Raw genomic sequence first — 23,459 nt, forward strand, 5'->3', positions numbered from 1 at the left:
TCCCTAGTCGATGGTGTAGTAGTCGGGCCCGGAGTAGTGCCCGGTGGCGAGCTTGGTGCGCTGCATGAGCAGGTCGTTCAGCAGCGTGGACGCGCCGAGCCGGAACCAGGCGGGGTCCAGCCAGTCGTCCCCGGCGATCTCCTTGACCAGCACCAGGTAGCGGATCGCGTCCTTGGTGGTACGGATGCCGCCGGCCGGCTTCACCCCGGCCTGCCGCCCGGTCGCGGCCCGGTAGTCCCTGACCGCCTCCAGCATGATCAGCGTGACCGGCAGCGTGGCGGCGGGGGAGACCTTGCCCGTCGAGGTCTTGATGAAGTCGGCCCCGGCGTGCAGCGCCAGCCAGGACGCCCGGCGCACGTTGTCGTAGGTGACCAGCTCGCCGGTCTCCAGGATGACCTTCAGATGCGCCTGGCCGCACTGCTCCTTGACGGCGGTGATCTCGTCGAAGACCTTGCCGTAGTCGCCCGCCAGGAACGCCCCGCGGTCGATGACCATGTCGATCTCGGTGGCTCCCGCGGCCACCGCCGCGCGGGTGTCGGCCAGCTTGACCTCCAGCGACGTACGCCCGGCGGGGAAACCGGTGGCGACCGAGGCGAGCCCGACGCCGGTGCCCGCCAGCGCCTGCGCGGCCGTGGCGATCATGTCGGGGTAGACGCAGAGCGCGGCCACCGAGGGCGCGGTGGGGTCGGCGGGATCGGGCCGCACGGCCTTGGCCGCCAGCGCGCGTACCTTGCCGGGGGTGTCCGAGCCTTCCAGCGTGGTCAGGTCGACCATCCGGATGGCCAGGTCGATCGCCTGCCGCTTCGCGGTCGTCTTGATCGACCGGGTGGACAGGTCGGCGGCTCTGCGGGCCACTCCGACCTCGTCCACACCGGGCAGTCCGTGCAGATAACCCCGAAGCGAGCCGGGCAGGGTGTCAGGCACGGGCGCCACGCCTTTCGATGAGCAGGTTGAGCACGAGGGCGACCAGCAGGATGAGACCGGTCACCACCATCTGGAAGAAGGAGCCGAGGCCGAGCAGGTTGCACAGGTTCCGCAGCACCGACAGCAGCAGCACCGCCACGAACGTGCCGAACACGCCGCCTCGCCCGCCGAACAGGTTCGTGCCGCCGAGCACCACGGCCGCGATGGCGTCCAGTTCCAGCCCGTTGAACGCGGTGGGCTGGCCCACCGTCAGGCGGGAGGTGAGCAGCACCCCGGCCAGCGCGGCCAGCCCGCCCGACACGGCGAACACGGTCGTGATCACCCCGCGCACCGGCAGCCCGGACAGCCGGGCCGCCTCCTTGTTGCTGCCGACCGCGTAGACGTACTCGCCGAACGTGGTGCCGCGCAGGATCCCGGCGGCGAGCAGGGTGACCACCACGAAGATGATCCCGACGATCGGGACGTAGCCGATGAACCCGCCGCCGAGCAGCTGGAACGCCTCAGACCCGCCGGCCTCGGCAGGCTTGCCGTCGGTCAGCAGGAACGTGAGCCCGCGCACGGCGGTGAGCCCGGCCAGCGTGGTCATGAACGACGGCAGCGTCAGGTACGCCGACATCCCGCCCATGAACGCGCCGAACGCCGCCCCGGCGACCACGCTGAGCAGGATCGCCGGCAGGACCGGCACGCCCGAGGTCATGAGCAGCGCGACCGTCATCCCGCCGAAGGCCGCCACGCTGCCCACGGACAGGTCGATGCCCGCCGTCAGCACCACCATGGTCATGCCGATGGCGACGATCCCGGTCAGCGACGACTGCTGCAGCAGGTTGGCGATGTTGCGGCCGGTGAGGAACTGCGGCGCCAGCAGCGAGGCGACCACGCACAGCCCGAGGAAGACCAGCAGCAGATTGGACTTGACGATCAGGTCGGCGCCGCGGCGCGAGCGCGTGCCGCGTTCCCCCGTGGCCGTGGTCACCGAGGATCCGATGGATGCGGTCATGGTGTCGCTCCTGTGATGACGGTGTGCGCGATGACGTTCTCGGCGCTGACCCGGGGATCGAAGCGCGCGACGTTGCGGCCCTCGTACAGGACCTGGATCCGGTCGGCGTTGGCGGTCAGCTCGTTGAGCTCGCTGCTGGCGAGCAGGACGGCCACGCCCTGGTCGGCCAGGTGGCGCACCTGGCGGTAGAGGTCGGCCTTGGCGCCCACGTCGAGCCCGCGCGTGGGCTCGTCAAGCAGCAGGACCCTGATCCCGCCGCGGGTGATCCACTTGGCCAGCACCACCTTCTGCTGGTTGCCGCCGGAGAGCTGGCCGACGAGCTGCCCCGGCCCCGCTGACCTGACGCCGAGGTCGGCCAGGGCGGGCGCGGTCAGGCGCCGCCCGAGCCGGCCGGGCAGCAGCCACGGCGCCTTGCCGAGCGCGCCGACGGCGGCGTTGCGGCTCACCGACAGGCCCAGCATCAGCCCCTGCTCCTTGCGGCTCTCCGGCACCAGCGCGAGCCCGGCCCGCACGGCCGCGGCCGGGCTGCCCACCTTGAGCGGACGGCCGTCCAGGCGGGCCGAGACCTGGGCCTTGACGTCGCCGAACAGCGCCCGCAGGAGCGTCGTGCGGCCGGCGCCGCCGAGCCCGGCGAGCCCGACGACCTCGCCCGGCCGCACCTCGATGCCGCGCACGTCGAGCAGGCCCGGTACGTGCACGCGTTCGACGCTCAGCAGCGGCTCGCCCTCGGGAGCGGGCCTGTCGGTGGCGCCCACGAGCTCCCCGGCCTCGCCGATCATGGCCGCGACGATCTCGTCCGCGCCGGTGACGGCCAGGTCGTAGACGCCGACCGCGCGGCCGTCACGCAGCACGGTCGCGCGGTCGCCGATCTCCATCACCTCGTCCATCCGGTGCGAGATGAAGATCACCGACCGTCCCTCCGCGACGAGGGACCTGATGACCTCGAACACGGCGAGCAACTCGCTCTCGCCGAGCGTGGCGGACGGCTCGTCCATGACGATCACCCGCGCGTCCGCGGTCAGGGCCTTGGCGATGGCCGTGAGCTGCTGGGACGCGATCGGCAGGTCCCTGACCCGCGCGGTCACCGGGAAGCGGGCGCCGACCCGGTCCAGCGCCCGGCGGGCCAGCCGCGCACGTTCCGCCCTGCGGACGAACGGGCCCCGCCTGGGCGTGCGGCCCAGCAGCAGGTTCTGCGCCACGGTGAGGTCCGGCAGCAGGTCCAGCTCCTGGTAGATCACCGCGACGCCGGCGGCCAGTCCCGCGTGCGGGGTGGCGGGCGTGTACGGCTCCCCGTCCAGCAGGATCGACCCCTCGTCCGGCCGGTACGAGCCCGACAGGATCTTCATCAGCGTGCTCTTGCCCGCCCCGTTCTCGCCCAGCAGGCAGTGCACCTCGCCGGGACGCACGCCCAGCTCGACGCCGTCCAGGGCGACGGTGCCGGGGAAACGTTTGACGATCCCGGTCATGCGCAGGCGTTCCGTGCTCATGCGGCCTCCAGGAGATGGCGGGCGTTGTGGTCGTCGGTGATCAGCACGTCGCACAGGCCACTGGAGACGACGGCCCGGCACACGGCGCGCTTGGCCGCGCCGCTGACCAGCGCGACGGAGGTGGTGGCCGAGCGCAGCACGTCCAGGGAGAGCCCGAGCGTGCGCCCGTCCAGGGCGGGATCGACGATCCTGCCCTCGGCGTCGATGAAGCGCCCCAGCACGTCGCCGACCGCGCCCGCCCCGGCCAGCCTGGCCAGGTGGGCGGCGTCGATCTGGCCCGAGTCCACCAGCACCGAGTCGCTGTCCATGCCGCCTGGGCTGAACAGGAACAGGTCGGCCCGGGCGGCCAGGGCCAGCACGTCGGCGATGGCCCGGTCGCTCTCCAGCACCGCGCGGGTGCTCTCCTGCTCCAGGATCGCCGGGGCGGCCAGCAGCGTCGCGGTGCCGCCGCCGTGGTGGGCCATCAGGCTGGCCATGCTGTGCGCGCTGGTGGGGTGGCGCGACCGGCTGAGCGCGCCGTTGATCTGCACCACGTTGACGCCGGTGGCCCAGCCGGGGGTCAGCCCGCCGGCCAGCCGGTCGAGTGTGCGGCCCCAGGAGACGCCGATCAGGCTCGGCGCGGGCCGCATCTCCATCAGGTGCTCGGCGCCCGCCGCGGCCACGCGGTCGCGCATCTGCTCGGCGTCGTCGCCGCCGACCGCGGCGACCACGACGGCGTCCCGCAGGCCGAAGCGCTCCCTGAGTGAACGTTCCAGCGTGCGGACGCGGGAGCGCGGGTGCAGCACCTCGATGCGGACGATGCCGACCTCGCGTGCCTCGGCCAGCATGCGTCCCACCTTCCAGCGGGTGAGGTGCAGCGCGGTGGCGATCTGCTCCTGGGTCTCGCCGGCCTCGTAGTAGCGGACGGCCACCTGGTAGAGCTGGTCGTCGTCGCTCATCCGGTCACCCTCCTGCGATCGTCGCGGCTCATGCGCCCGGCCTCCTCCCACTGAGGCGGTGGGAGATGCCGGTCGTGGCGGCGGTGGCGGCGCGGTAGTCGGCGTAGCCGTGCCGGTAGGCCGCCACGTTCCCGGCGACCGGCTCGACCGTGCGCACCTTGGGCGCGTAATGCGCCGCCGCCTCCGCCAGCGAGCCGTGCCGGCCCGAGCCGGCCGCGGCCAGCACCGAGCAGGCCCGCAGCGTGAGGTTGTCGCCGCTGACCAGGTGGACCGGCCTCCCGAGCACGTCGGCGGTGGTCTGCAGCCACAGCTCGTTGTGCTGGATGCCGCCCGACAGGAAGATCTCGTCCACCGCGATCCCGCCGTCGGTGAAGGAGTCGACGACCTGGCGGGTGCCGTACGCGACGCCTTCCACCGCCGCCCGGTAGACCTGCTCGGGCGTGCTGGCCAGGGTCAGGCCGAGCACCGCGCCGCGCAGGTGCGGGTCGCGCAGCGGCGTGCGGTTGCCCATGAAGTAGTCCAGGACGATCAGCCCGTGCTCCACCGGCGGCAGCTCCGCCGCCGCCTTGATCAGCCCGCCGATCTCCGCGCGCGGCCGGCCGATGAGCCCCTCGCCCGTCCACGCCAGGACGGAGCCCGCGCTCACCTGGCCGCCCTCGACGAGCCAGCGGCCCGTGCGCAGCGCGTCCGGGTACGGCCCCCACACGGTGGCGGGGAAGACCGGCTCGGCGACCTCCGTGACGAAGGCGTTGGACGTGCCGCACACGATCGACACCTGCCCTTCGTGCCCGCCGCCGACGGCCAGCAGCGACAGGTGCGCGTCGATCCCGCCGGACACGACGGTGGCCGGCCCCGTGATGCCGAGCTCCGCGCGGGCCCGCGCGCCCAACGGCCCCACAGGGTCGCCTACGGGCACGATCTCGTCGGGCAGCTTGGCGGCCAGGTCGCCGATGCCGAGCGCCTCGTACAGATCGTGCGGATGACCGGCGCCGCGCGGGTCGTAGTTGCTCTTGCAGACCGCGTTCATCCGCGAGCCCGCCCACCGCCCGGTGAGCCGCCAGACCATGTAGTCCACCGCCTCGACGATGTGGGCGGCGGCACGGTAGGTGGCGGGCTCGTGCCGTGCCAGCCACATGGCCTTGGGCACCAGCCACTCGACCGCGTCGCGGCCGCCGGAGTAGCGCAGGACCGGATGGTCGGTGCCGGCGGTGAGCTCGGACTCCTCACCGGCCCTGCCGTCCATCCAGAGCAGGGCCGGCCGCAGCGGGCGGCCGTCCCGGTCGAGCACGGCCACCGTCGAGGCCGTGGTCGCCACCGCGACCCCGTCGATCTCCGGGCCGCCGGCCTCGGCGAGCGCCTGCCTGACGGCGTGCGCGCCCGCCCGCCACCAGTCGTCCGGATCCTGCTCGGCCCAGCCGGGCCGGGGGAACCGGGTCGGGTACGAATCCGCGCCCGACCCCATGAGCGTGCCGTCGACGCCGTAGACCGCCGCGCGGGCGCCTTCGGTCCCCAGGTCGAGGGCGAGAAAGGCAGCCATCGTCACTCCTCGTTCGGCAGGAAGAGGACCTTGGAGCTGAAGATCGAGCGGTCGCCGAGGCTCGCGATCGTCTCGGGCAGCGCGTCCAGCCCCAGTTCGTGCGTGATCATGAACTTCCAGGCCAGGTCGCCCGAGGCCAGCGACCGCGCCGCCACCCGCCACTCGTCGCCGGGGAAGGGCGCGGAGAAGGAGTTCCAGGCCCCGTGCAGGGTGACCTCGCGGCGCAGGAACGAGCTGAACGTGGCCTTGGGCAGCACCACGGGCTCGTGCGGGATGCCGATGAACACGGCCTCGCCGTGCCTGGCGGCCAGCGCCACGGCCTGGTCGACGGTGGCGGGCACGCCCGCGGACTCGATGACCACGTCGTAGCCGTCACCGGCCGTCTCCGCCGCGGCCTGGGCGCTGGTCGCGGTGTGCGTGGCGCCCGCCTCCGTGGCCATGGCCGCCTTCTGCTCGTTCAGCTCGACGACCAGCACCTCAGCGGCCCCGGCGAGCCTGGCCCACTGCACGGCGAACAGCCCGATGGGGCCCGCGCCCACCACCGCGACCCGCTTGCCGCCGCGCATCTTCGTCCGCCACAGGGCGTGCAGCGCGATCGCGGCCGGGTCCAGCATGGCCGCCGCGCGCGGGTCGAGGTCCGCGGGCAGCACCATCAGGTTCTCGTCCGGGACGGTGACGTACTGCGCGTACGCCCCGTCCCGGCGGCTGCCGAAGTAGCCGTAGTTCTTGCACAGGCTGAAGTGGCCCTGGCTGCAGGGTTCGCAGGCGTGACAGGGGATCAGCGGGGGCACCGTGACCAGGTCGCCCTCGCGGACGCGGCCGGTGGCGGCCAGGTCCGCGCCGAGCCGTACGACGTGGCCGGAGAACTCGTGGCCGCAGATGATCGGGAAGTGGTACGCCCCCGCGTGCAGCATGCGGGGGACGTCCGAGCCGCAGACCCCGCAGGCCGCGACGCGGACGAGCGCCTCGCCGGGCCCCGGCTCCGGCACGGGCACCTGCTCGACCCTGATGTCGCCGGGGGCGTGGAGCACCGCGGCCTGCATGGTTTCCGACATCCTTGCGCCTTTCTTACTGGGTTGCCTGGCCTGGGTTGCCGGGCTTTGGTGGGTTGCCGGGCTTTACTTGGTCGCCTGGGCGAACTCGCCGGAGCCCGCGTACTCGGCCGCGTTGTCCGTGTCGATCAGCGCCGTGCCGGCATCGATGTTCGGCTCGGCCTGCTCGCCCTTCTGGACCTTGAGCACCGTCTCGACGGCCTTGGAGCCGAGGGAGATGGGGTCGTTGAGCGCGGTGGCCACGTACTGGCCCTGGGGGATCTGCTTGACCGCCTCCATGAGGCCGTCGACCCCGGCGACCAGGACCTTGTCCTTGCCGTTCTCCTTCAGCACCTGGAGCGCGCCGAGCGCCATGTCGTCGTTGTGCGCGTACACGGCGGCGACGTCGGGGTGGACCTGGAGCAGGTCCTGCATCGCGGTGACGGCCTTGGAGCGCACGTAGTCCGAGTACGGTCCCTCGACGATCTTGATCTTGGGGTTGCCCGCCACGGCCTCGTGGAAGCCGGCGCTGCGGTCCCGCGCGACCGCGCCGCCCGCGTCACCGCGGATCTCGATCACGGTGCCGCCCTTGTCGCCGAGCTGCTCGCTCAGCCGCTTGCCGACGAGCGCGCCCATCGCCTTGTTGTCCCGCCCGACGTGCGCGACCGCGCCTTCGGGCACCGGCCGATCCACGGTCACGACCGGGATGCCGGCCGCCTTGGCCGCGGCGATGCCGGGCTGGACGCCCTTGGGGTCGACCGGGTTGATCAGCAGGACGTCCACCTGGCGGGTGATGAGGTCCTGGATGTCGTTGTTCTGCTTGGTGACGTCGCCGCCCGAGTCGGCGAAATAGAGCGTTCCACCGGCCTTCTTGGCGGCGGCCTCGGCGCCCTCGCGCAGCTGTACGTAGAAGGGGGACTGCTGGGTCGCCTGGCTGAAGCCGATGGCGACGGGGCCGTCGTCCTTCTGCCCGGAGGCTCCGGTGGAGCTATCGGTTGAGCCACCGGGGGAGGTGGACACCGAGCACGCGGTCAAGGCGGTGACCAGGAGCAGGGCAGGGATTGAGAACGACCGGAATGCACTCATAGGGGCCTCCGTATGTGACGTAGGTAACGCACCGTAAGTCGGCTTTTAAACTGATCGCAACACTTGAGCCACATTTTGCTCATATGAGCACGGGTGCGAAGGTCGCTCTGGCCGGCGGTAAAAGCGGAGGCCCCGGAGGTCACCGGCGGCGTACGTTACTTCCGTACGCCTATTGGACGATCTTTGGAGATGAGTGATGTTCGCGGTGTCCCTGGGTGACGACGGCGCTGAGCTGCGCCCGCTCGAACCGTGGCAGGCCGGGGAGTTCCTGGCCCACATCGAGCGCGGGCGCGAGTTCATCGGCCGGCACGTCGGGCTGCCCGACCGGATCCAGGACCTGGAGTCGGCGCGGGACTTCCTGCGGGATTACGCGCTCAAGGCCGTGGACGACACCGCCCGCATCTACGGCATCTGGGCCGACGCCAAACTCGTCGGCGGAGTCATCTTCCGCACCATGGACGTCCCGCGGGGCAACGCGGAGGCGGGCTGCTGGCTGGAGCCGTCGGCGGCGGGCAAGGGGCTGGTGACCAGGGCCGTACGCGTGATCATCGACTGGGCCGTCGAGGAGCGCGGCATCCACCGCGTGGAGTGGATGGTCTCGGCGGCCAACGGGCCCAGCATCGCCGTGGCCCGGCGGCTCGGCATGACCAGGGACGGGGTGCTGCGCGAGAGCTATCCGCACCGGGGCGTACGGGCGGACGTGGAGATCTGGTCGGTCCTCGCGCCCGAGTGGCGGGCCCGCCGCTGACCCGCCGGACGGATTCGTGGGACAGGATTTCATCTCGGCGAAACCTACGGTGAGGTGACGCTGGGTAGAGTCCCCGCATCCTGGACAACGTTGACCCCTTCATCGGCACAGCGGCCACCGACTTGCCACGCGCCCGCGGTCTGGCCGCCACCTGGTGGTGGCCGAAACCGCAGGTGGGAAACACCCACCCCGGCGCCACGTCGCCGCTCGGCATGGTGTCGGCCTGCGCCTACTCGGGGGCCTACCCCACCGGCTACGGCCGCTACGCCAAGAACACCGAGGGCGTGCCCGAGGAGATGTACGAGCGGCTGCAGGCGTCCGGCTTCACCCACTTCCAGCAGTCCGGCACCGGCGCGATCCGCAAGTACTACAACTACGTCCGGGTCACCCCGATGGTGCAGGCACTCGACGTGCTCGGCCAGGCGTGGCCGCTGCGCGACGAGGTGGCCGAGGCGGGCTACTACGCGGCCACCCTGGACACCGGGATCCGCTGCGAGCTGACCGTCGGCGCCAAGGTGGCCGTCCATCGCTACACCTTCCCCGAGCACGGCAGCGCCCGCGTCGTCGTCGACCTGTCCTGCGGCGGCCTCGACATCGAACTCGGCCGCACCGTGCCGCTGCGGGCGCAGGTCGAGAGCGTGGGGCACGGCCGGGCCCAGGCCACGGTGGTGATGGAGGGCGTCCCGCTGTCGGTCTGCGTCGACGTCGACAGCCCGGGCTGGCGGCAGATGCTCTGGTACGACCGGCGCCTCATCGACGGCGGCACCCGCCTCGACTTCGACAGCATCCGGCACACCACCCTGCGGCCCTTCGGCCTGCTCTTCATGGGCCCGGCCACGGCGGGACAGACCATCGAGGTGCGGCTCGGATTCTCGCTGCGCGGGTGCGACCAGGCCCGGCGGAACCTGGAACGCGAGTGCGGGGCCGCCCAGCCCGCCTTCGACGCCGTACGCGGGCGTACCAGGGCACGCTGGGCCGACCACCTCGGCCGGGTCCAGGTCGAAGGCGGTACCCCGGCCCGGCGTACCGTGATGGCGACCGCGCTCTACCACGCGCTCGTCAAGCCGTGCATCGCCGACGACGAGAGCCCGTTCTGGCCGGCCTCGGGGCCGTTCGCGTTCGACGTCTGCACCATGTGGGACATCTACAAGACGCAGCTCCCCCTGCTCGCCGCCATCGTCCCCGGCCGGGCCGCCGACCTGCTCGAATCGCTGATCAGGGTGTGCGAGGAGGAGGGCAACTTCCCCATCGGCTACCGCATGGCCCGCGGCGCCGACCGGTTCTTCCGGCAGGCCAGCGCGCTCGTGCACACCGCGCTGGCCGACGCCCACGCGCTCGGCCGGGAGAGCTTCGACTGGAACTGGGCGCTCGTGCACATGGTCGGCGACCTGCGCCGGATGTACGGCGAGGACTTCTTCGAGCACGGGCTGGTGCACCCGATCACGCACACCCTCGACCTAGCCTACGCCTACCACTGCACGGCGCAGGTCGCCAGAGCGCTCAACGACCGCGGCCTGGCCGACGATCTGGAAGACCGCGCCCGCCGGTGGTCCAACGCCTTCGACCCCGGCACCGGGCTGCTGCGCGACTCGGAGTTCTACGAGGGCGGCAAGTGGAACTACTCCTTCCGGCTGCTGCACGACATGGCGGCGCGGATCGCCCTGGCCGGCGGCGACGAGGCGTTCGCCGGCAAGCTCGACCGCTTCTTCGGGTTCGGCGCCCCGCCGGTGCGGCAGCCGGGCCGGCGCCCCCTTCCCGCGGAGATGCTGGCCGGCTACGCGCTCAACCGGTTCGAGGGGCTGAACAACGAGCCCGACATGGAGGCGCCGTGGGCCTACCACTACGCGGGCCGGCCCGAGCGCACGGCCCAGGTGGTGCAGGCGGCGCTGACCTGGCAGTTCGGCACCGGGCCCGGCGGGCTGCCGGGCAACGACGACTCGGGCGGCCTGAGCTCCTGGTACGTCTGGGCGTCACTGGGGCTCTTCCCCGTCGCCGGGCAGAACCTGTTCCTCGTCAACGCGCCCGCGTTCGACCGGGCCGTGCTCAGGGCCGGTGACAACGAGTTCGTCATCGAGACCAGCGGGCACCGCGAGACGCCGATCGGCGCCGACGGCCTCGACCGCGACCCGCCGGCGCAGTACGTCCAGGCGGCGACGCTCAACGGCGAGCCCCTGCACGCGACCCACCTGAGCGCCACCACGCTGCATCGCGGCGGCCGGCTGCACCTGCGGCTGGGGCCGGAGCCGTCGGCGTGGGGGCGCGACGTCCGCCCGCCCTCCCTCTCCCATCCGCCCGCGACACCGGAGGAAACGCGATGACCCACCCCCCTCGCCGTCTCGTCATCGTGGTCAGGGCCGATCCGGTCATCTGCGGCCACTCCGGCGAGGCGCGCAATCTCGCCGAGGTGGCCCTTACCCGCGGGTTCACCGACGTACGACTGCTGACCTGGCCGATTCCCGCGCTCCAGGCGGCCGGGTTACCGCTCAAGCCGCTGGACCGGCTGCTGCCGTACAGCGCCGGGATCACCGTCGAGCGGCCGGACGCGGTCGGCGACTACCGGGTTCCCGACGGACGCCACCAGGCCGGGCTCACCGGCCGGCTCGTCGAGCTGCTCGCCGAGCCGGTGCCCACGGTCTGCCTGTCCATGTACCTCGCGCCGCACACCGCGGTCGTCGTGGACGCGGTGGCGGCGGCACGCGCGGCCGGGTTCGCGCCCGACGTGCGGACCGTGGCCAAGGCGGTCGGCTCCGACGTGACGAACGTGATCCGGTCATGCCTGCGGGAGGGCCGGTTCGGGGCGGCGACCGTGCTGTTCACCACGTTCCTGGCCAACGACGAGGTCGTCGCCGTCTCCGAATACACCCGGCAGGAGATCATCGCCTCCGCCGAGCAGGTGGACGCCCGATGCGGCACCACGTTCGCCGAGCAGTGCCGGCGCCGCGTCAGCGTCAGCTACCCGCCGATCGACTCCTCCGCCTTCCTCGGCCTGGACGACCCCGCGCGGCTGGACGGCGCGCTCGAACGACGCGGCCTCTCACGTGACGGATACGTGCTCTTCCTGTCCCGGGTGACCCGGGCCAAGGGTGTCCACGACCTGATCGCCGCCTTCACGAGGACGCGCTGCCGGTCGCGGGTCAAGCTCGTCGTCGCCGGCACCGGGCCCGATCTGGAGCAGGTACGCGCGATGGCCGCGGGCGACGAGCGGGTGGTCTTCATGACCGACGTCGACGACCAGGAGAAGGCGCTGCTCATGCGCGGCTGCGCGGCCTACGTCCTGCCGACCAAGCCCGTGCCCGAGTTCGTGGAGACGTTCGGGATCGCGCTGGCCGAGAAGATGCTGGCCGGCGGCGGGCCGATCATCACCACCATGACGGGCGGAACCCTAGAGGCGGTCGGCGACACCGCCGTCATCGTCGCGCCCGAGGACGTCACCGGCCTGGCCGCGGCCCTCGACCGGGTGGTCCTGGACATGTCCCCGGCCGAGCGGGACGACCTCGAACGGCGCGCCCGTGCCCGCGCGATGCGCTTCGACCGGGCGGCGGTCTTCGACGACCTGTTCCCGCGGCCGCAACCCGCCGTCGAAGTCGCCTGAGCCGCGTCCGTCGAGCCGGTGGCCGGACGGTCGCCGTCGCCCGTCTGGTCATGCGCCGGGCGGCTCGGTGTGGTGGGGGAGGCGCAGTGCGGCTTCGGCTCGGGAGAGCGCGCCGACGGCGTGCGGGAAGTCGGTGAGACGGGCGGCCAGCGACTCCAGCATCGACCGCAGCAGGGCGGGGGAGACGCCACGCGCCTCGTGCGTGTCGGCCATCCAGCGCACGAAGGACGAGAGGATCTCGGGGTCCTCGACGTACAGGGCGGCCCGCAGGAAGTCGACGATGTGGGCGACCTCCTCGGCGGTCTGCTCGAACCACCGCCCGCCCTGCCCGGGCGTCGGCCGGTGCTCCGCCGGCTGCTCAGCTCGTGGTTCGGTCTGCTGCGCGGCTTGCTGTTCCGTTCGCGGTCCTGCCTGCTGCGCGGCCTGCTGTTCCGTTCGCGGTTCGGTCTGCTGCTCGTTCCTGGACGCGGTCTCGGGGAGTCGCCGGGTCAGGTCGTCCAGGACGGCTCGCACCAGGTCGGGGGCGGATCGGGTCACGTGGCTGTACTCGCGGCCGTCCAGGTGCGGCAGGTCGTCCTGGACGGTACGGCCGCGGAGGGGCAGCGGCCCTGCGGCCAGGAGGTCGGCCGCGGCCCGCGCGTCGGGCGCCCAGGCGTCGGCCCCGAGCAGGCGGGCGTAGCAGCCGTCCGCCCCGAACGCGGGACCCCCGGCCAGCACCGGCATGCCCGCCGCCCGGCACGCGGTGATCGCCATGTGCGCGGCGGGCAGCCGGACGGCCAGCGAGCTGGACAGGGCCACCACGTCGGGGTTCGTCCGGTGCAGGTGCGCGACCAACTGCGGTGTGGACACCTGCGCGCCCAGGTAGTCCACGTCCCATCCCCGGGTCCGCAGCACCTCGGTCAGCAGCCGGGCGGGGAACGCGTGCCACTCACCGTCGATGCACGCCACCGCCACCCGCCCCAACCCCGCCGCCTGGTCGGCGATGCGTTCGGTGGTGCGGTCGGCGAGGGCGGTGAGCACGCGTTCGTTGACGGCGGTCGTGGTGTGCTCCTGGGCCACCGTGATCCGGTTGGCCGCCCATTCGTGGCCGACGCGCGACTGCACCGCCGCGACGATGTCCAGCAGCAACGTCTCCATGGGGACGCCGGCGTCGAGGGCGGCCATCGCCACACCGGTGGCGGCGTACTCGTCGCCGGCCGTCGCCGCCGCCCACAACGCCTCGGCCCGCTCCTCGATGTCGTCCTTCACCACGTTCCTCCGGTCGGCGTCCCCTGCGCTGACGTGTTCTGCGTTGACCTCTTCTGGGGCGGCCCGTTGCCTGGGGCGTCGCGGGGAGCGGTGATGGCGACGACGGCCATGTCGTCGTGCTCGCCACCGCCGACCCACTGCGAGGCCAGCATCTGGACGCGTTCCGCCAGCGCCTCCGGCGGCATGCCCGCGCACATGCGCAACCGCTCGCACAGTCGTTCCTCGCCGAAGAACTCCTGGCCGAGCGGGCCGCCCCTGGCCTCGATGATGCCGTCGCTGTAGAGCAGGCACGTCTCTCCCGGCTCCAGCACGACGGGCGTGGTGACGCAGGAGACCTCCTCGATCGCGCCGATCAGCGTGCCCTCGGCGGGGACCGTCTCGACGCGGCCGTCGTTCCTGATGATCAGTGGTGGCGGGTGTCCGGCGCTGGTCACCCGCAGCGCGACCCGCCGACCGTGCCGCTCGAACGAGACCAGTACGAGGGTGACGTAACGGGTCGGATCACCATCGTTGACCAGCACGCTGTTCAGCCGTTCCAGCACGGACCGGTGATCGTCGGCCAGGGGCAGCAGCGCGCGCAGGGTGTTGCGGATGCGGCCGGTGAGCACGGCGGCCTCCAGCCCCTTGCCGGCCACGTCCCCGAGGACCACCAGCGACTCGCCTCCCGTGCCGGTGACGGCGTGCACGTCGTAGAAGTCGCCCCCGACCCGCTCGGCCGGTCCCGCCGGCCGGTAGAGCGCCGCCAGCTCCACCCCCTGCAGCCGTGGCGTCGGCGGTGGCAGCAACTCGGCCATGAGGACCTCGGTGATGGTCACCTGCTCGGTGTAGAGGCGGGCGGCCGAGATCGCCGACCCGGCCAGTGCGGTGAACAGCCGCACGAACGCCTGCTCACCGGCCGCGAACCCGGCCGGGCGTCCGTGGCGCAGCAGCACCAGCGCGCCCACGGGCAGCCCGTGGCCGGGCAGCGTGGTCACCGCCACGGACCCCTCGCCGGGCAGGGCGGTCACCGCTTCGGCCCCCTGCTCGCCGGGCCGGTGGGGGAGCAGCCAGGCGGGCAGCTCGGCCGGGTCGATCCAGTGGACGGACTCCGGCGGAAGGGACTGCAGGGCCTCCGCGAGCCCCGGCGCCGTCCGCGGGTCGGCGCTCACGCTCTCGCGCCGCACGCCGCGGTCCGGCTCGTACCAGGTGAGCAGCTGTTTACGGCCGGACAGCGGCAGCACGACCAACGCGGCGTCGGCCAGGTACCGGACGGCCAGCCGGGCGACGGAGTCCAGGCAACGATCGAGGTTCAGCGACGGCAGCAGCTCGTTCGCGGCCTCCACCATGCACGCGCCCCACTCCCGCTCGGCCGGTCGCGCCGCGACCTCCGGCCGCTGCTCGGTGACGTCCACGAGCCACCAGACGACGTGGTCGCCGTCGGAGTGGACGGGGTGGGCCTGGAAGGTGCGCCCGCCGATCTCGCCCTCGACCGCGCGCGGCCCGTCGTGGGGCCCGTCGTGGGACCCGCCGTGGGCGCGGGTGAGCCAGTCGGGTGCGGTCCGTGGCATCCGCTCACCGTCCGTCGTGCCGGTGAGCAGCAGCCGGGCAGCCTCGTTCGCCTGCGCGACGACACCCGTGGCGTCGATCGTCAGCATGGGGTACGGCGAGTCCTCCCACATCATCCGGCCCCTGCTCTGCCCCCGACAAACCTGGGTAGTCGCCACATTACAGGCGGTTAGCCATTGCTTGTCTCTCCGTTGTGCATCTTCGCCGTCCCTTTCCCGGCTGCGGGTACCCGCCGTGCTCGTGGCGGCCGGGCCGCCTGTGCGCATACTTCCGGCATACCGCCGCCGGATACGGTCTCCCAGCAGGTGATCGGCACAGGGCGCGCCGATCTCGGGAGGATGGGATGGCGGCTCTTCTCTGAGGGGGAGGGGAGCCGCCATCACAGCCCGAGTCGCCGCAACCGGGCAGAGCGCCGTGATCGGGCAGGGCGCCGCAACCCAGGGCGCCGCTGCCCGGCAGAGCGTCGTTTACCGGACGCTGCGGTACTCGGCGGTCGCCGTGTCACCGCCGGTGCGACGGAGGCCGGCCTTCTCCAGTACGCGGACCGAGGCGGGGTTGGTCAGCTCGACCGTGGCCCGCACGACGGAGACCTCCGGCGCGGTCAGGGCGAACTCGACCAGCGCCTGGGTGGCCTCCGACGCGTAGCCGAGGCCGCGCCGCGAGGGCACGACCCCGTACCCGAGCTCCACGACACCGTCGCTCGGCGGCCAGAACAGGCCGATGGAGCCGATCACCAGCCCGCTCTCGCGTTCGACGATCTGACGGTGGCCGTACGCGCCGACCAGATCGGACTGCCCGTGGATGACGCCCGCGATCACACGGTCGCCCTCGGCGGGGAAGTCGTCCGCCCAAATGGCGGAGCGGCTGCCGTCCAGGACGGCGGTGAGGTCACCGGCGGGCCATGGACGCAGCACGAGGCGGTCGGTGGTCAGATCCGCACCGGTTATGAAAAAAGTGGACACGTGACACTCCTGGTCGTTGTCGAATGACGACCGGGACGCTGCCGGCGAGCCGCTTCTCAGACTCGCGCGACCCGGTCAAGGGCATGCCGACGAAGCTCTCGGCGAGCCATATTCATCAACCTCCCCTGCCGACGCGGTCACGTGCCGGGGCAGCCTATCGCACGGGCGGCGTCCGCCCGGATTCTGGAGGGCCGGCTCACGGAGGGCCGGCTCACGGAGGGCCGGATTCTGGAGGGCCGGATTCTGGAGGGGCGGTGCGGTTCAGTTCGGCGAGGGTGATGAGGCCGTCGTCGAGCGCGCGGCCGACCAGCTCACTCTTGGTACGGGCACTCCGCCCCACATCGGCGTACTTCACCCGGACGCGGGTGATGTAGGTGTCCACGGTCTTGACAGTGATGTTGAGCTTGGCGGCGACGAGCTCCTTGGACGAGGACACGAACCACGCCCGCAGCACCTCGGTCTCCCGCTGCGACAGGCGCGGCCGGTCGGGGGAGTCGTCGGTGATGAGCGCCCCTGACAGCGACGGCGCCGTGTACGACTCGCTCCGCGCGGCGGCCCGGATCGCGGGCACCAGGTGCTCGGGGCCCTCGCGCTTGGTCAGGTAGGCGAGCGCGCCCAGGTCGATGCACTTGATCGCGGTCGCGTCGTCGGTGTGCTGGGAGTAGACGATCACCCGCCGGCCGCTGTCGACCAGCCTGCGCAGCTCGCCGAAGTCGGGCCGGTGCGGCACCAGCTCCAGATCGAAGATCACCACGTCGGCGTCGGCCCCCGGGCCGGTCCAGACGTCGGCCAGGCGGTCGCGCGCGTCGACGAGCTCGATCGGCGGCACCGCCTGCGCACACCAGAACCGGACCCCGGCGGCGATGGCCGCGTGATCGTCGACGATGACCGCGGTGATCGTCCCGTCGTTCACAGGGGTCGGAGACTGTGCCGCGCGACCGGTCCCCCCGTCGGTTCCATGCTCGGTTGCCATCGGACCTCCAGCCATACGATGTCGTCGTTGTGCAACGCCTCGACGAGGACGCCTGGAGTCGCCGGGCCGGGCAGCTCCACCTCGCCGCTGTCCGCGACGACGCTGACCGACACCAGCTCCGGGCCGGCCACCACGGTGACCCGCGCGTGGGAGACGGCGGTGGCGAGCACGGTGAGCACCGCCTCGGTCAGATCGCGACGGACGGCCACGGGCAGCGGCGGGCACTGCCCGCGTGCTTCCAGCTCCACCACCACGCCCTTGCGGTCGGCCACGTCGGCGCAGTGGCGCAGCTCGTGCATGAGGGGTTCGGCGACGGCGTCGGTCTCGGCGAACAGCCGCCGCATCCTGGCCGCCTCGATCGCGCAGCGCCGCTGGACCGCCGCGTCCTCGGGGCGGAGCGAGCCGTCGGCCAGCCCTTCCAGCAGCGGGATCGCGGACGTGGACAGTTCGGCGAGCCGCTGCCGCCTGCGCCGGTGGGATTCGGCCGCGACGGCCTCGGCGACGCGTACCCGCTCGGCCTCCTGCTGGGAGGCCGCGGCCGCCGCGCTGAGGCCGTGCAGGGCGGCGGCCGACACGGCGACGCACAGCGGAAAGCCGATCACGGTCACCGAGCCGGTCGCGAACCGGGCCAGCGCACCCCGGCTGGGGCCGTCGAGCAGGAGCAGGTGCAGCAGCGCGAGGAACTCGTGGGCGGCCAGGAAGGCCCCGGCGATCCGCAGCGGACGGTCGAGCAGCACGACCAGGCCCACCCAGTTGGCGGCGCCGAAGATCCAGTCCACGCCCGTCGCGGTGCGATCGTCCGGCTGCGTCGCGTACGACAGCGCCGACGCGGCGAGCACCAGGGCGACGGCGGCCCGGCGCGTCCGGCCCCACGGGCGCCGCCGGACCAGGAGCAGGATCTCGCCCGCGAGCGGCACGCCCAGCATCGCGAGCGCGGCCCACTGGGTGAACGCGGGCTCGTAGGAGTCCAGGTGGCGCAGCAGGTTGGACAGACCGAGTCCGAACACGATCGCCACGGCCACGGTCGCGGTGGCGATCCGCAGGCCGTGGCCGAGCTGGTTCCTGGTCTGCTCCTCGGTGGCGTCAGTCATGCCGCGCCTGCCATTCCAGCCGGACCAGGGTGCCTTCGCCGGGAGCGGAGACGATGTCCGCCGAGCCGCCGACGCGGGTCATCCGGCCGCGTACGGACTCCCTGACGCCGTGCCGGGTGAGCGGCACGTCCCGCACGCGGAACCCCTTTCCCTCGTCGGCGATGTCGAGCCGCAGCCGCTCGCCGTCGCCGCTCAGCCGTACGGTCGCCCGGCTCGTGCCCGAGTGGCGGCGGACGTTGGCGAGGGCCTCCCGCGCCGCGCCGGCGACGGCCGCGGCGACGCCGGGCGGGAGCGGCAGCCGCGCGGGCGCCTCGAACTCCACGCTCAGCCGCACCACCTCCAGGTCAGCGCGTAGCATCCCGACCAGATCCATGAGCTCGCCGGCGACCGCCTCCCCGGAGGCCGGGCCGGAGCCTCTGGAGGTCGGGCCGGAGTGCCCGGGGGTGAGCGTCTCGCCGGGAGGCGGGTCGGCGGGGCCGGGGTGCGTGGGGGCCCAGGCGCTGCCCGTACGCAGGCTGTCCAGGTCACGGCGGGCCTGCGGGGCGAGCCAGCCGGCGTCCGAGCGCACCTGCCCGATGCCGACCATCAGCAGGGTCGTCGCCGCCGTGTCGTGCAGGGAGTTGGCGAGCTCGCGTTCCTCGGCGCGGACGGCCGCGGCGACCAGCGACCGAGCGCGGGCCCGCGCGGCCTCGTCCGCCATCCGGTCGGCCCGTGCGGCGGCGCGCCGGACCAGCGTCCAGACCGCCCTGGACAGCCCTGCCGCGGGCACCGCCCACATCGTCCCCGTGACCAGGGTCGGGTCGGGATCCTCCGTCGCCGCCGAGGCGGCGGCCAGGACGGCCACCGCTCCGCCGCCGGCCACGAGCGCCGCCACGCCGCCCACCAGCGGCGTGGTGTGCCACTGGCACGTCACGCAGAAGAAGGTGACCAGCAGCCGCAGCCAGCCGGTGTTGGTGTCCGCGACGGCGTCCGTCCAGAAGACTCCGCCGAACAGCCCGAGCTGCACCAGGACGTCGAGCGCCACCGGCAGGCTGCCCCGCCCCGCGCGCAGCCACCACGCGTAGCCGCACGTCCAGACGAACGCGACGGCGACCATGACCCCGGTGGCCGCGAAGTGCTCGGGCGGCGCACGAAACAGGGCGATCCCGCAGATCGGGACGAGCGTCGCCAGCCGCACGGCGGCCGCGTACCGGCGGCCGAAGCGCGTCAGCAGCCGCGCCGCCTCCTCCGCCACCTCGTCCTCCGCCCGATCGCCGTCCCCCGCAGGAACGCAGCCTAGCCAAATCAAGATCTCCCGAAGCCGGACGAACGCCACATTCGTCGCAGAGGCCTTCCCGAGTGACCAGGTCACGATTCGGTGGAATCGATCCCGATCATCACGCTTAACTGCTTGCCTTTGCCGGTGAGCGAACCCGAGCTGTGGCTGTCGGTGCTGGGCCCTGTACGCGCCCGCCGGAACGGGGCCGAGGTCGATCTCGGCTCGCCCCAGCAGCGGCTGGTCCTGGCGGCGCTGCTGCTGGCCCGTGGCCGGGTGGTCGGCCACGACCTGCTGCTCGACGCCGTCTGGGGCGACCGGCGTCCGCGCACCGCCCTCAGCACCCTGCGTACCTACGTCTCCCGCCTGCGCGCCGCACTCGGCGCCGACGCGATCGTCTCCGCCGGGCACGGGTACGCCCTCGACTCCGCCACGTCCGACCTGGCAGCGATGGAGCGGCTGGCGCAGGAGGGCAGGTACGGCGAGGCCCTCGCGCTCTGGCAGGGCGAGCCGCTGGCCGGCCTGGAGGGCGCCTACGCCCAGGCGCAGCGGGCCCACCTGGCCGAGCGGCGGCTCACCCTGCTGGAGCGCAGGATCTGCGAGGACGTCGAGCAGGGCAGGCACGCCGAGGCCGTGGCCGAGCTGACCCCGCTCTGCGCCGAACACCCCACCAGGGAACGGCTGGCCGGCCTGCTGATGCTGGCGTTGTACCGCTCGGGCAGGCAGGCGGAGGCGATCGGGGTGTTCACCGACACCCGCGAGCTGCTGGCCGGGGAGCTCGGCCTCGACCCGTCCGCCGACCTGGTACGGCTGCACCAGCGGATCATCACCGCGGATCCGGAGCTCGGGGCCGGGCCCCAGGACGACAGGGCGCCCGCCACGCCGGTGCCGCGCCAGTTGCCCGCCGACACCGCGGACTTCACCGGCAGGCAGGCGCACATCGAGCAGGTGACCAGGACCCTGCTCGCGGCCGACGGGTCCGCGCTCGTCGTCGCGGCCGTGGCGGGCGCGGGCGGCATGGGCAAGACCGCCCTGGCCGTGCACGTCGCGCACGGGCTGGCCGACGCCTACCCCGACGGCCGGCTCTTCATGGACCTCCAGGGCGCCGGGCCGCGTCCGCTGGCGCCCGAGGCCGTGCTGGGGGCATTCCTGCGCGCGCTGGGCGTGGACTCCGCGTCGCTGCCCGACGACCCCGGCGAGCGGGCCGCGCTCTACCGCTCGACCCTCGCCGAGCGGCGGGTGCTGGTGGTGCTGGACAACGCGGCGAGCACGGCCCAGGTGCGCCCGCTGCTTCCCGGCGCGGCGGGCTGCGCGGTGCTGGTGACCAGCAGGGCCAGGCTGACCGGTCTGTCCGGCGCCCACCACGTCGATCTGGAGGTCATGCCTCCAGACGAGGCGATGGAGCTGCTGGTCAAGGTGGTCGGCGAGCCCAGGGTGGCGGCGGAGCGCGAGGCCGCGTACGACCTCATGCGGGCCTGCGGGCACCTGCCGCTGGCGATCAGGATCGTGGCCTCCCGGCTCGCGGCGCGGCCCGGATGGAGCCTGGCCAGGATGCGCGACAGGATGGCCGACGAACGCCGCCGGCTGGCCGAGCTGCGGGTGGACGACCTGGCCGTGGAGGCCACGTTCGCGCTCGGCTACGACCAGCTCGACGAGGCGCACGCGTCCGCGTTCCGGCTGCTGGCCGCGCCGAACGGGCCCGACCTGCCGGTGGCGGTGGCCGCGGCCGTGCTCGACATGGACGAGGCGGAGGCCGAGGAGCTCTGCGAGGCCCTGGTGAACGTGAGCCTGCTGGAGTCGCCCGCCCCCGGCCGCTATCGTCACCACGACCTGCTCAAGATCTTCGCCCGCTGCCGGCTGGACGAGGAGTCGCGGCGGGTGGCGATGGACCGGATGCTCGGCTACTTCCTCACCAACATGGCGGAGATCTTCGGGATGATGTACCCCGGCGCGCCGCTGCTCGACACGGTCAGGGTGACCGGCAAGGGCCCGGCGTTCGCGGACCTGGAGGCGGGTCTCGAATGGGGGACGGCCGAGGAGTACGGCATGCTCTGCTGCCTCAACCAGATCGCCGAGACGCCGGGATCGGCCCTGTACGACGCCGTCTCGCTGATCGACATGATGACCGACGTCTTCGACTTCGAGTCCGACACGACCGTCTACGAGCGGGTCGTGGGCCGGACCATCGAGGCGGCGTCCGCCCGTGGTGACCTGGCCGCCGAGGTGTACGCCCGGCGCAAGCGCGGCGAGATCCTGCACGCCCGCAGGGCGATCGAGGCGGCGGTCGAGGAGGGCATGGCCGTACGCGTGGCCGGCCGGGCCGGCGGGCTGGCCCTGCACCACGCCTACGCGGTCAACCTGCTGGCCATGATCGCGCACGAGCGGCGGGAGTACGACGAGGCGGCCGCGATGTACCACGAGTCGATCGAGGTCTGGCGCTCGCTCGGCCACCGCTCGGAAGAGGCCGTCGTGCTCGGCAACCTGGCGCTCGTGCTCAGTGAGGCAGGCTCACACGAGGAGGCGGTCGAGGTCGCGGAGACGGCTGTCGGCATCTCGCGTGACCTGGGGGAGGGCCGGCCGCATCCGCAGATCGTCTACCAGTACGGCGTGGCACTCGGCGCGGCCGGCCGCCACGACGACGCGCTCGACCGCTTCGAGGAGTGCCTGGCGGAGTTCCGCCGGCTCAAGCAGCACACCTGGGTGGGGCTGGCGCTGCGCCGGATCGCGGAGATCCACCTCCGCGCGGGCCTGCCTGACAGCGCTGTCGAACGCGCGGAGGAGGCCCTGGCCATGCTGTCGGAGGTGGCTCAGGTGTGGGCCAGGGGTCGGGTGCTCGCCCTGCTCGGCCGGGCGCTGATCGAGCTGGGCCGGGCCGCGAGGGGCCGGGCCTGCCTGTCGGAGGCGCTGGAGATCCTGGAGCGGCAGCGCCTCCCCGACGCGCACGACGTACGCGCCCTGCTGGCCGAACTCCCGCCCTCGGGCGCCTGATCCTCAGAGATCTTCAGGGATCTTCAGGCGCCCGATCCTCGGGCGGCTGATCCTAGGATTCGGCCGCCCGGCTGCCGCTCAGGTGGCTACTCTTCCTTCTCGGCCAGCGCGCCGCAGGTGAAGCCCTTCTCCCGCTCCGGGTCGAGCTGGATGTCGGACAGGTTGGTCGTCTCGATGGGACGGCGCATGGTCTCCAGCTTGTCGCAGTCGAAGAAGACGTACGTGCCCTCGCTCTCGCCCAGCAGCATCATCCAGCGGCCGTCGTAGAGCGGCTTGTCGTCCTCCGCGTTCTTGATCACCGTCCACTGGTCCTGGAAGCCGACGTAGCTGAGCAGTTCGGGAGCCTGGCCGGTCTCCTGCACCTCGACCGCGCCCTGCACCATCGCGAGGATCAGCAGGAAGCCCAGCCCGAGACCGGTCAGGGCGCCGACGAGCACCTTCGTGGCGGCCCGCCCGACCGGCTTCCTGCGCATCAGCCGGAACGGCACCACGAACGTGACCACGCCGAGCCCGACCGCGATGATCACCATGACGGCGAGGTCGAGGTTGCCGAAGAGGTTGAACAGACCCCAGTAGGTCGCGCCGCACCACAAGGCGGCGATCAGCGCGGCGATCCACGGCCGCCGCCGGATCCCGGTGATCATCTTGCTGAACAGGCCCAGGGTCACCTTGTCGATGAGCCAGCAGAGCCCGACGACGAGGCCGATCGTGGGCAGCAGGATCAACAGCATCAGGATCAGGGTGCCCATCAGCCGGCCCAGGAGCACGGACTGGTCGATGCCCGCCTGCTGAGGGGTGATGCCGAAGATGCCGTACATCTGCTCGACCCCGAGGTAGAGCACCGCGTAGAGCGTCACGCCGATGGGGACGATGACCGAGCTGATGCTCTCCAGCACTCCGAGAACGCTGCTGCTGCCCTCTTCCCCGGCGGAGGTGTCGGGCGCGGGAGGCTGGGGTATATCGGTGCGGTCATGGACCGCGACCTGGTGATGGGACATGGCGCTCGAAGATAGACCTTTCACATATACGACTTGTTGACGAAAGGTAAACGGGTGGA

At 72.7% G+C, this 23,459-nt stretch carries 18 protein-coding genes; 4 read left to right on the forward strand and 14 right to left on the reverse strand.

Annotation, left to right across the window (positions count from 1 at the left end; genetic code table 11):
* Positions 1-3: 3 nt before the first annotated feature.
* The 7 genes from deoC to AB0C28_RS18185 all read right to left on the reverse strand — a co-directional run bounded on the left by deoC (position 4) and on the right by AB0C28_RS18185 (position 8,000).
* Positions 4-924, reverse strand: a complete 921-nt coding sequence (gene deoC / locus AB0C28_RS18155) for a deoxyribose-phosphate aldolase (protein ID WP_358075776.1) — start codon at positions 922-924, stop codon at positions 4-6.
* Positions 917-1,921 (reverse strand): ABC transporter permease, encoded by a 1,005-nt coding sequence (locus AB0C28_RS18160; protein ID WP_357855615.1) that lies wholly within the window; start codon positions 1,919-1,921, stop codon positions 917-919. Before AB0C28_RS18160 ends, deoC begins: the two co-directional genes overlap by 8 nt.
* The gene (locus tag AB0C28_RS18165; protein WP_358075779.1) at positions 1,918-3,408 is read right to left on the reverse strand and encodes a sugar ABC transporter ATP-binding protein; all 1,491 of its coding nucleotides are present in this window, start codon (positions 3,406-3,408) and stop codon (positions 1,918-1,920) included. The genes AB0C28_RS18160 and AB0C28_RS18165 overlap by 4 nt, the downstream gene beginning before the upstream one ends.
* The gene (locus AB0C28_RS18170; protein WP_357855621.1) at positions 3,405-4,346 is read right to left on the reverse strand and encodes a sugar-binding transcriptional regulator; all 942 of its coding nucleotides are present in this window, start codon (positions 4,344-4,346) and stop codon (positions 3,405-3,407) included. The genes AB0C28_RS18165 and AB0C28_RS18170 overlap by 4 nt, the downstream gene beginning before the upstream one ends.
* A 28-nt stretch (positions 4,347-4,374) precedes the next feature.
* Positions 4,375-5,883, reverse strand: coding sequence for an FGGY-family carbohydrate kinase (locus AB0C28_RS18175; protein ID WP_358075781.1), 1,509 nt, complete (start codon positions 5,881-5,883; stop codon positions 4,375-4,377).
* 2 nt (positions 5,884-5,885) lie between these two features.
* Positions 5,886-6,938, reverse strand: coding sequence for a galactitol-1-phosphate 5-dehydrogenase (locus AB0C28_RS18180; protein WP_357855627.1), 1,053 nt, complete (start codon positions 6,936-6,938; stop codon positions 5,886-5,888).
* 63 nt (positions 6,939-7,001) lie between these two features.
* Positions 7,002-8,000, reverse strand: coding sequence for a substrate-binding domain-containing protein (locus AB0C28_RS18185; RefSeq protein WP_358075784.1), 999 nt, complete (start codon positions 7,998-8,000; stop codon positions 7,002-7,004).
* A gap of 196 nt (positions 8,001-8,196) precedes the next feature.
* Between AB0C28_RS18185 and AB0C28_RS18190 the strand changes: the two genes are divergently transcribed.
* The 3 genes from AB0C28_RS18190 (at position 8,197) to AB0C28_RS18200 (ending at position 12,340) form a co-directional block, all read left to right on the forward strand.
* Complete coding sequence (locus AB0C28_RS18190; protein WP_357855633.1) at positions 8,197-8,748, forward strand: GNAT family protein; 552 nt, start codon at positions 8,197-8,199, stop codon at positions 8,746-8,748.
* 101 nt (positions 8,749-8,849) lie between these two features.
* Positions 8,850-11,066 carry a glycoside hydrolase domain-containing protein gene (locus tag AB0C28_RS18195; protein ID WP_357856372.1) on the forward strand — a complete coding sequence of 739 codons (2,217 nt, stop codon included), beginning with the start codon at positions 8,850-8,852 and terminating at the stop codon, positions 11,064-11,066.
* The gene (locus AB0C28_RS18200) at positions 11,063-12,340 is read left to right on the forward strand and encodes a glycosyltransferase (protein ID WP_357855636.1); all 1,278 of its coding nucleotides are present in this window, start codon (positions 11,063-11,065) and stop codon (positions 12,338-12,340) included. Before AB0C28_RS18195 ends, AB0C28_RS18200 begins: the two co-directional genes overlap by 4 nt.
* Positions 12,341-12,388: 48 nt before the next feature.
* Here AB0C28_RS18200 and AB0C28_RS18205 read toward each other — a convergent pair whose 3' ends face one another.
* The 6 genes from AB0C28_RS18205 to AB0C28_RS18230 form a co-directional block, all read right to left on the reverse strand.
* Positions 12,389-13,588 carry a cobalamin B12-binding domain-containing protein gene (locus AB0C28_RS18205; RefSeq protein WP_358075787.1) on the reverse strand — a complete coding sequence of 400 codons (1,200 nt, stop codon included), beginning with the start codon at positions 13,586-13,588 and terminating at the stop codon, positions 12,389-12,391.
* Entirely contained in the window at positions 13,585-15,249 is a 1,665-nt protein-coding gene (locus AB0C28_RS18210) for a SpoIIE family protein phosphatase (RefSeq protein WP_358075790.1), read from the reverse strand. Before AB0C28_RS18210 ends, AB0C28_RS18205 begins: the two co-directional genes overlap by 4 nt.
* Before the next feature lie 351 nt (positions 15,250-15,600).
* Positions 15,601-16,095, reverse strand: a complete 495-nt coding sequence (locus AB0C28_RS18215) for a GNAT family N-acetyltransferase (RefSeq protein WP_358075793.1) — start codon at positions 16,093-16,095, stop codon at positions 15,601-15,603.
* Between the two features lie 211 nt (positions 16,096-16,306).
* Entirely contained in the window at positions 16,307-17,008 is a 702-nt protein-coding gene (locus tag AB0C28_RS18220) for a response regulator transcription factor (RefSeq protein WP_358075796.1), read from the reverse strand.
* The gene (locus tag AB0C28_RS18225; RefSeq protein WP_357855650.1) at positions 17,005-18,159 is read right to left on the reverse strand and encodes a hypothetical protein; all 1,155 of its coding nucleotides are present in this window, start codon (positions 18,157-18,159) and stop codon (positions 17,005-17,007) included. The genes AB0C28_RS18220 and AB0C28_RS18225 overlap by 4 nt, the downstream gene beginning before the upstream one ends.
* Positions 18,152-19,393: an ATP-binding protein gene (locus AB0C28_RS18230; RefSeq protein ID WP_358075799.1), complete on the reverse strand. Its 1,242-nt coding sequence runs from the start codon at positions 19,391-19,393 to the stop codon at positions 18,152-18,154. The genes AB0C28_RS18225 and AB0C28_RS18230 overlap by 8 nt, the downstream gene beginning before the upstream one ends.
* A gap of 168 nt (positions 19,394-19,561) precedes the next feature.
* On the opposite strand from AB0C28_RS18230, the gene AB0C28_RS18235 reads away from it, so the two are divergent.
* Positions 19,562-22,402, forward strand: a complete 2,841-nt coding sequence (locus AB0C28_RS18235; protein WP_358075802.1) for a BTAD domain-containing putative transcriptional regulator — start codon at positions 19,562-19,564, stop codon at positions 22,400-22,402.
* An 86-nt stretch (positions 22,403-22,488) separates the two neighbouring features.
* On the opposite strand, the gene AB0C28_RS18240 is transcribed toward AB0C28_RS18235, so the two are convergent.
* Positions 22,489-23,400, reverse strand: a complete 912-nt coding sequence (locus AB0C28_RS18240) for a hypothetical protein (protein ID WP_357855658.1) — start codon at positions 23,398-23,400, stop codon at positions 22,489-22,491.
* Positions 23,401-23,459 lie beyond the last annotated feature (59 nt).

It is taken from the genome of Nonomuraea sp. NPDC048892 (assembly GCF_040649735.1).
Classification (GTDB): domain Bacteria; phylum Actinomycetota; class Actinomycetes; order Streptosporangiales; family Streptosporangiaceae; genus Nonomuraea; species Nonomuraea maheshkhaliensis.

Bases quoted from the DNA above. Each gene is read 5' to 3' on its own strand.
- AB0C28_RS18190 (WP_357855633.1), top strand. From the start codon at position 8,197: ATGTTCGCGGTGTCCCTGGGTGACGACGGCGCTGAGCTGCGCCCGCTC.
- AB0C28_RS18160 (WP_357855615.1), bottom strand. From the start codon at position 1,921: ATGACCGCATCCATCGGATCCTCGGTGACCACGGCCACGGGGGAACGC.
- AB0C28_RS18240 (WP_357855658.1), bottom strand. From the start codon at position 23,400: ATGTCCCATCACCAGGTCGCGGTCCATGACCGCACCGATATACCCCAG.
- AB0C28_RS18225 (WP_357855650.1), bottom strand. From the start codon at position 18,159: ATGACTGACGCCACCGAGGAGCAGACCAGGAACCAGCTCGGCCACGGC.
- AB0C28_RS18165 (WP_358075779.1), bottom strand. From the start codon at position 3,408: ATGAGCACGGAACGCCTGCGCATGACCGGGATCGTCAAACGTTTCCCC.
- AB0C28_RS18180 (WP_357855627.1), bottom strand. From the start codon at position 6,938: ATGTCGGAAACCATGCAGGCCGCGGTGCTCCACGCCCCCGGCGACATC.
- AB0C28_RS18185 (WP_358075784.1), bottom strand. From the start codon at position 8,000: ATGAGTGCATTCCGGTCGTTCTCAATCCCTGCCCTGCTCCTGGTCACC.
- AB0C28_RS18170 (WP_357855621.1), bottom strand. From the start codon at position 4,346: ATGAGCGACGACGACCAGCTCTACCAGGTGGCCGTCCGCTACTACGAG.
- AB0C28_RS18200 (WP_357855636.1), top strand. From the start codon at position 11,063: ATGACCCACCCCCCTCGCCGTCTCGTCATCGTGGTCAGGGCCGATCCG.
- AB0C28_RS18210 (WP_358075790.1), bottom strand. From the start codon at position 15,249: ATGATGTGGGAGGACTCGCCGTACCCCATGCTGACGATCGACGCCACG.
- AB0C28_RS18175 (WP_358075781.1), bottom strand. From the start codon at position 5,883: ATGGCTGCCTTTCTCGCCCTCGACCTGGGGACCGAAGGCGCCCGCGCG.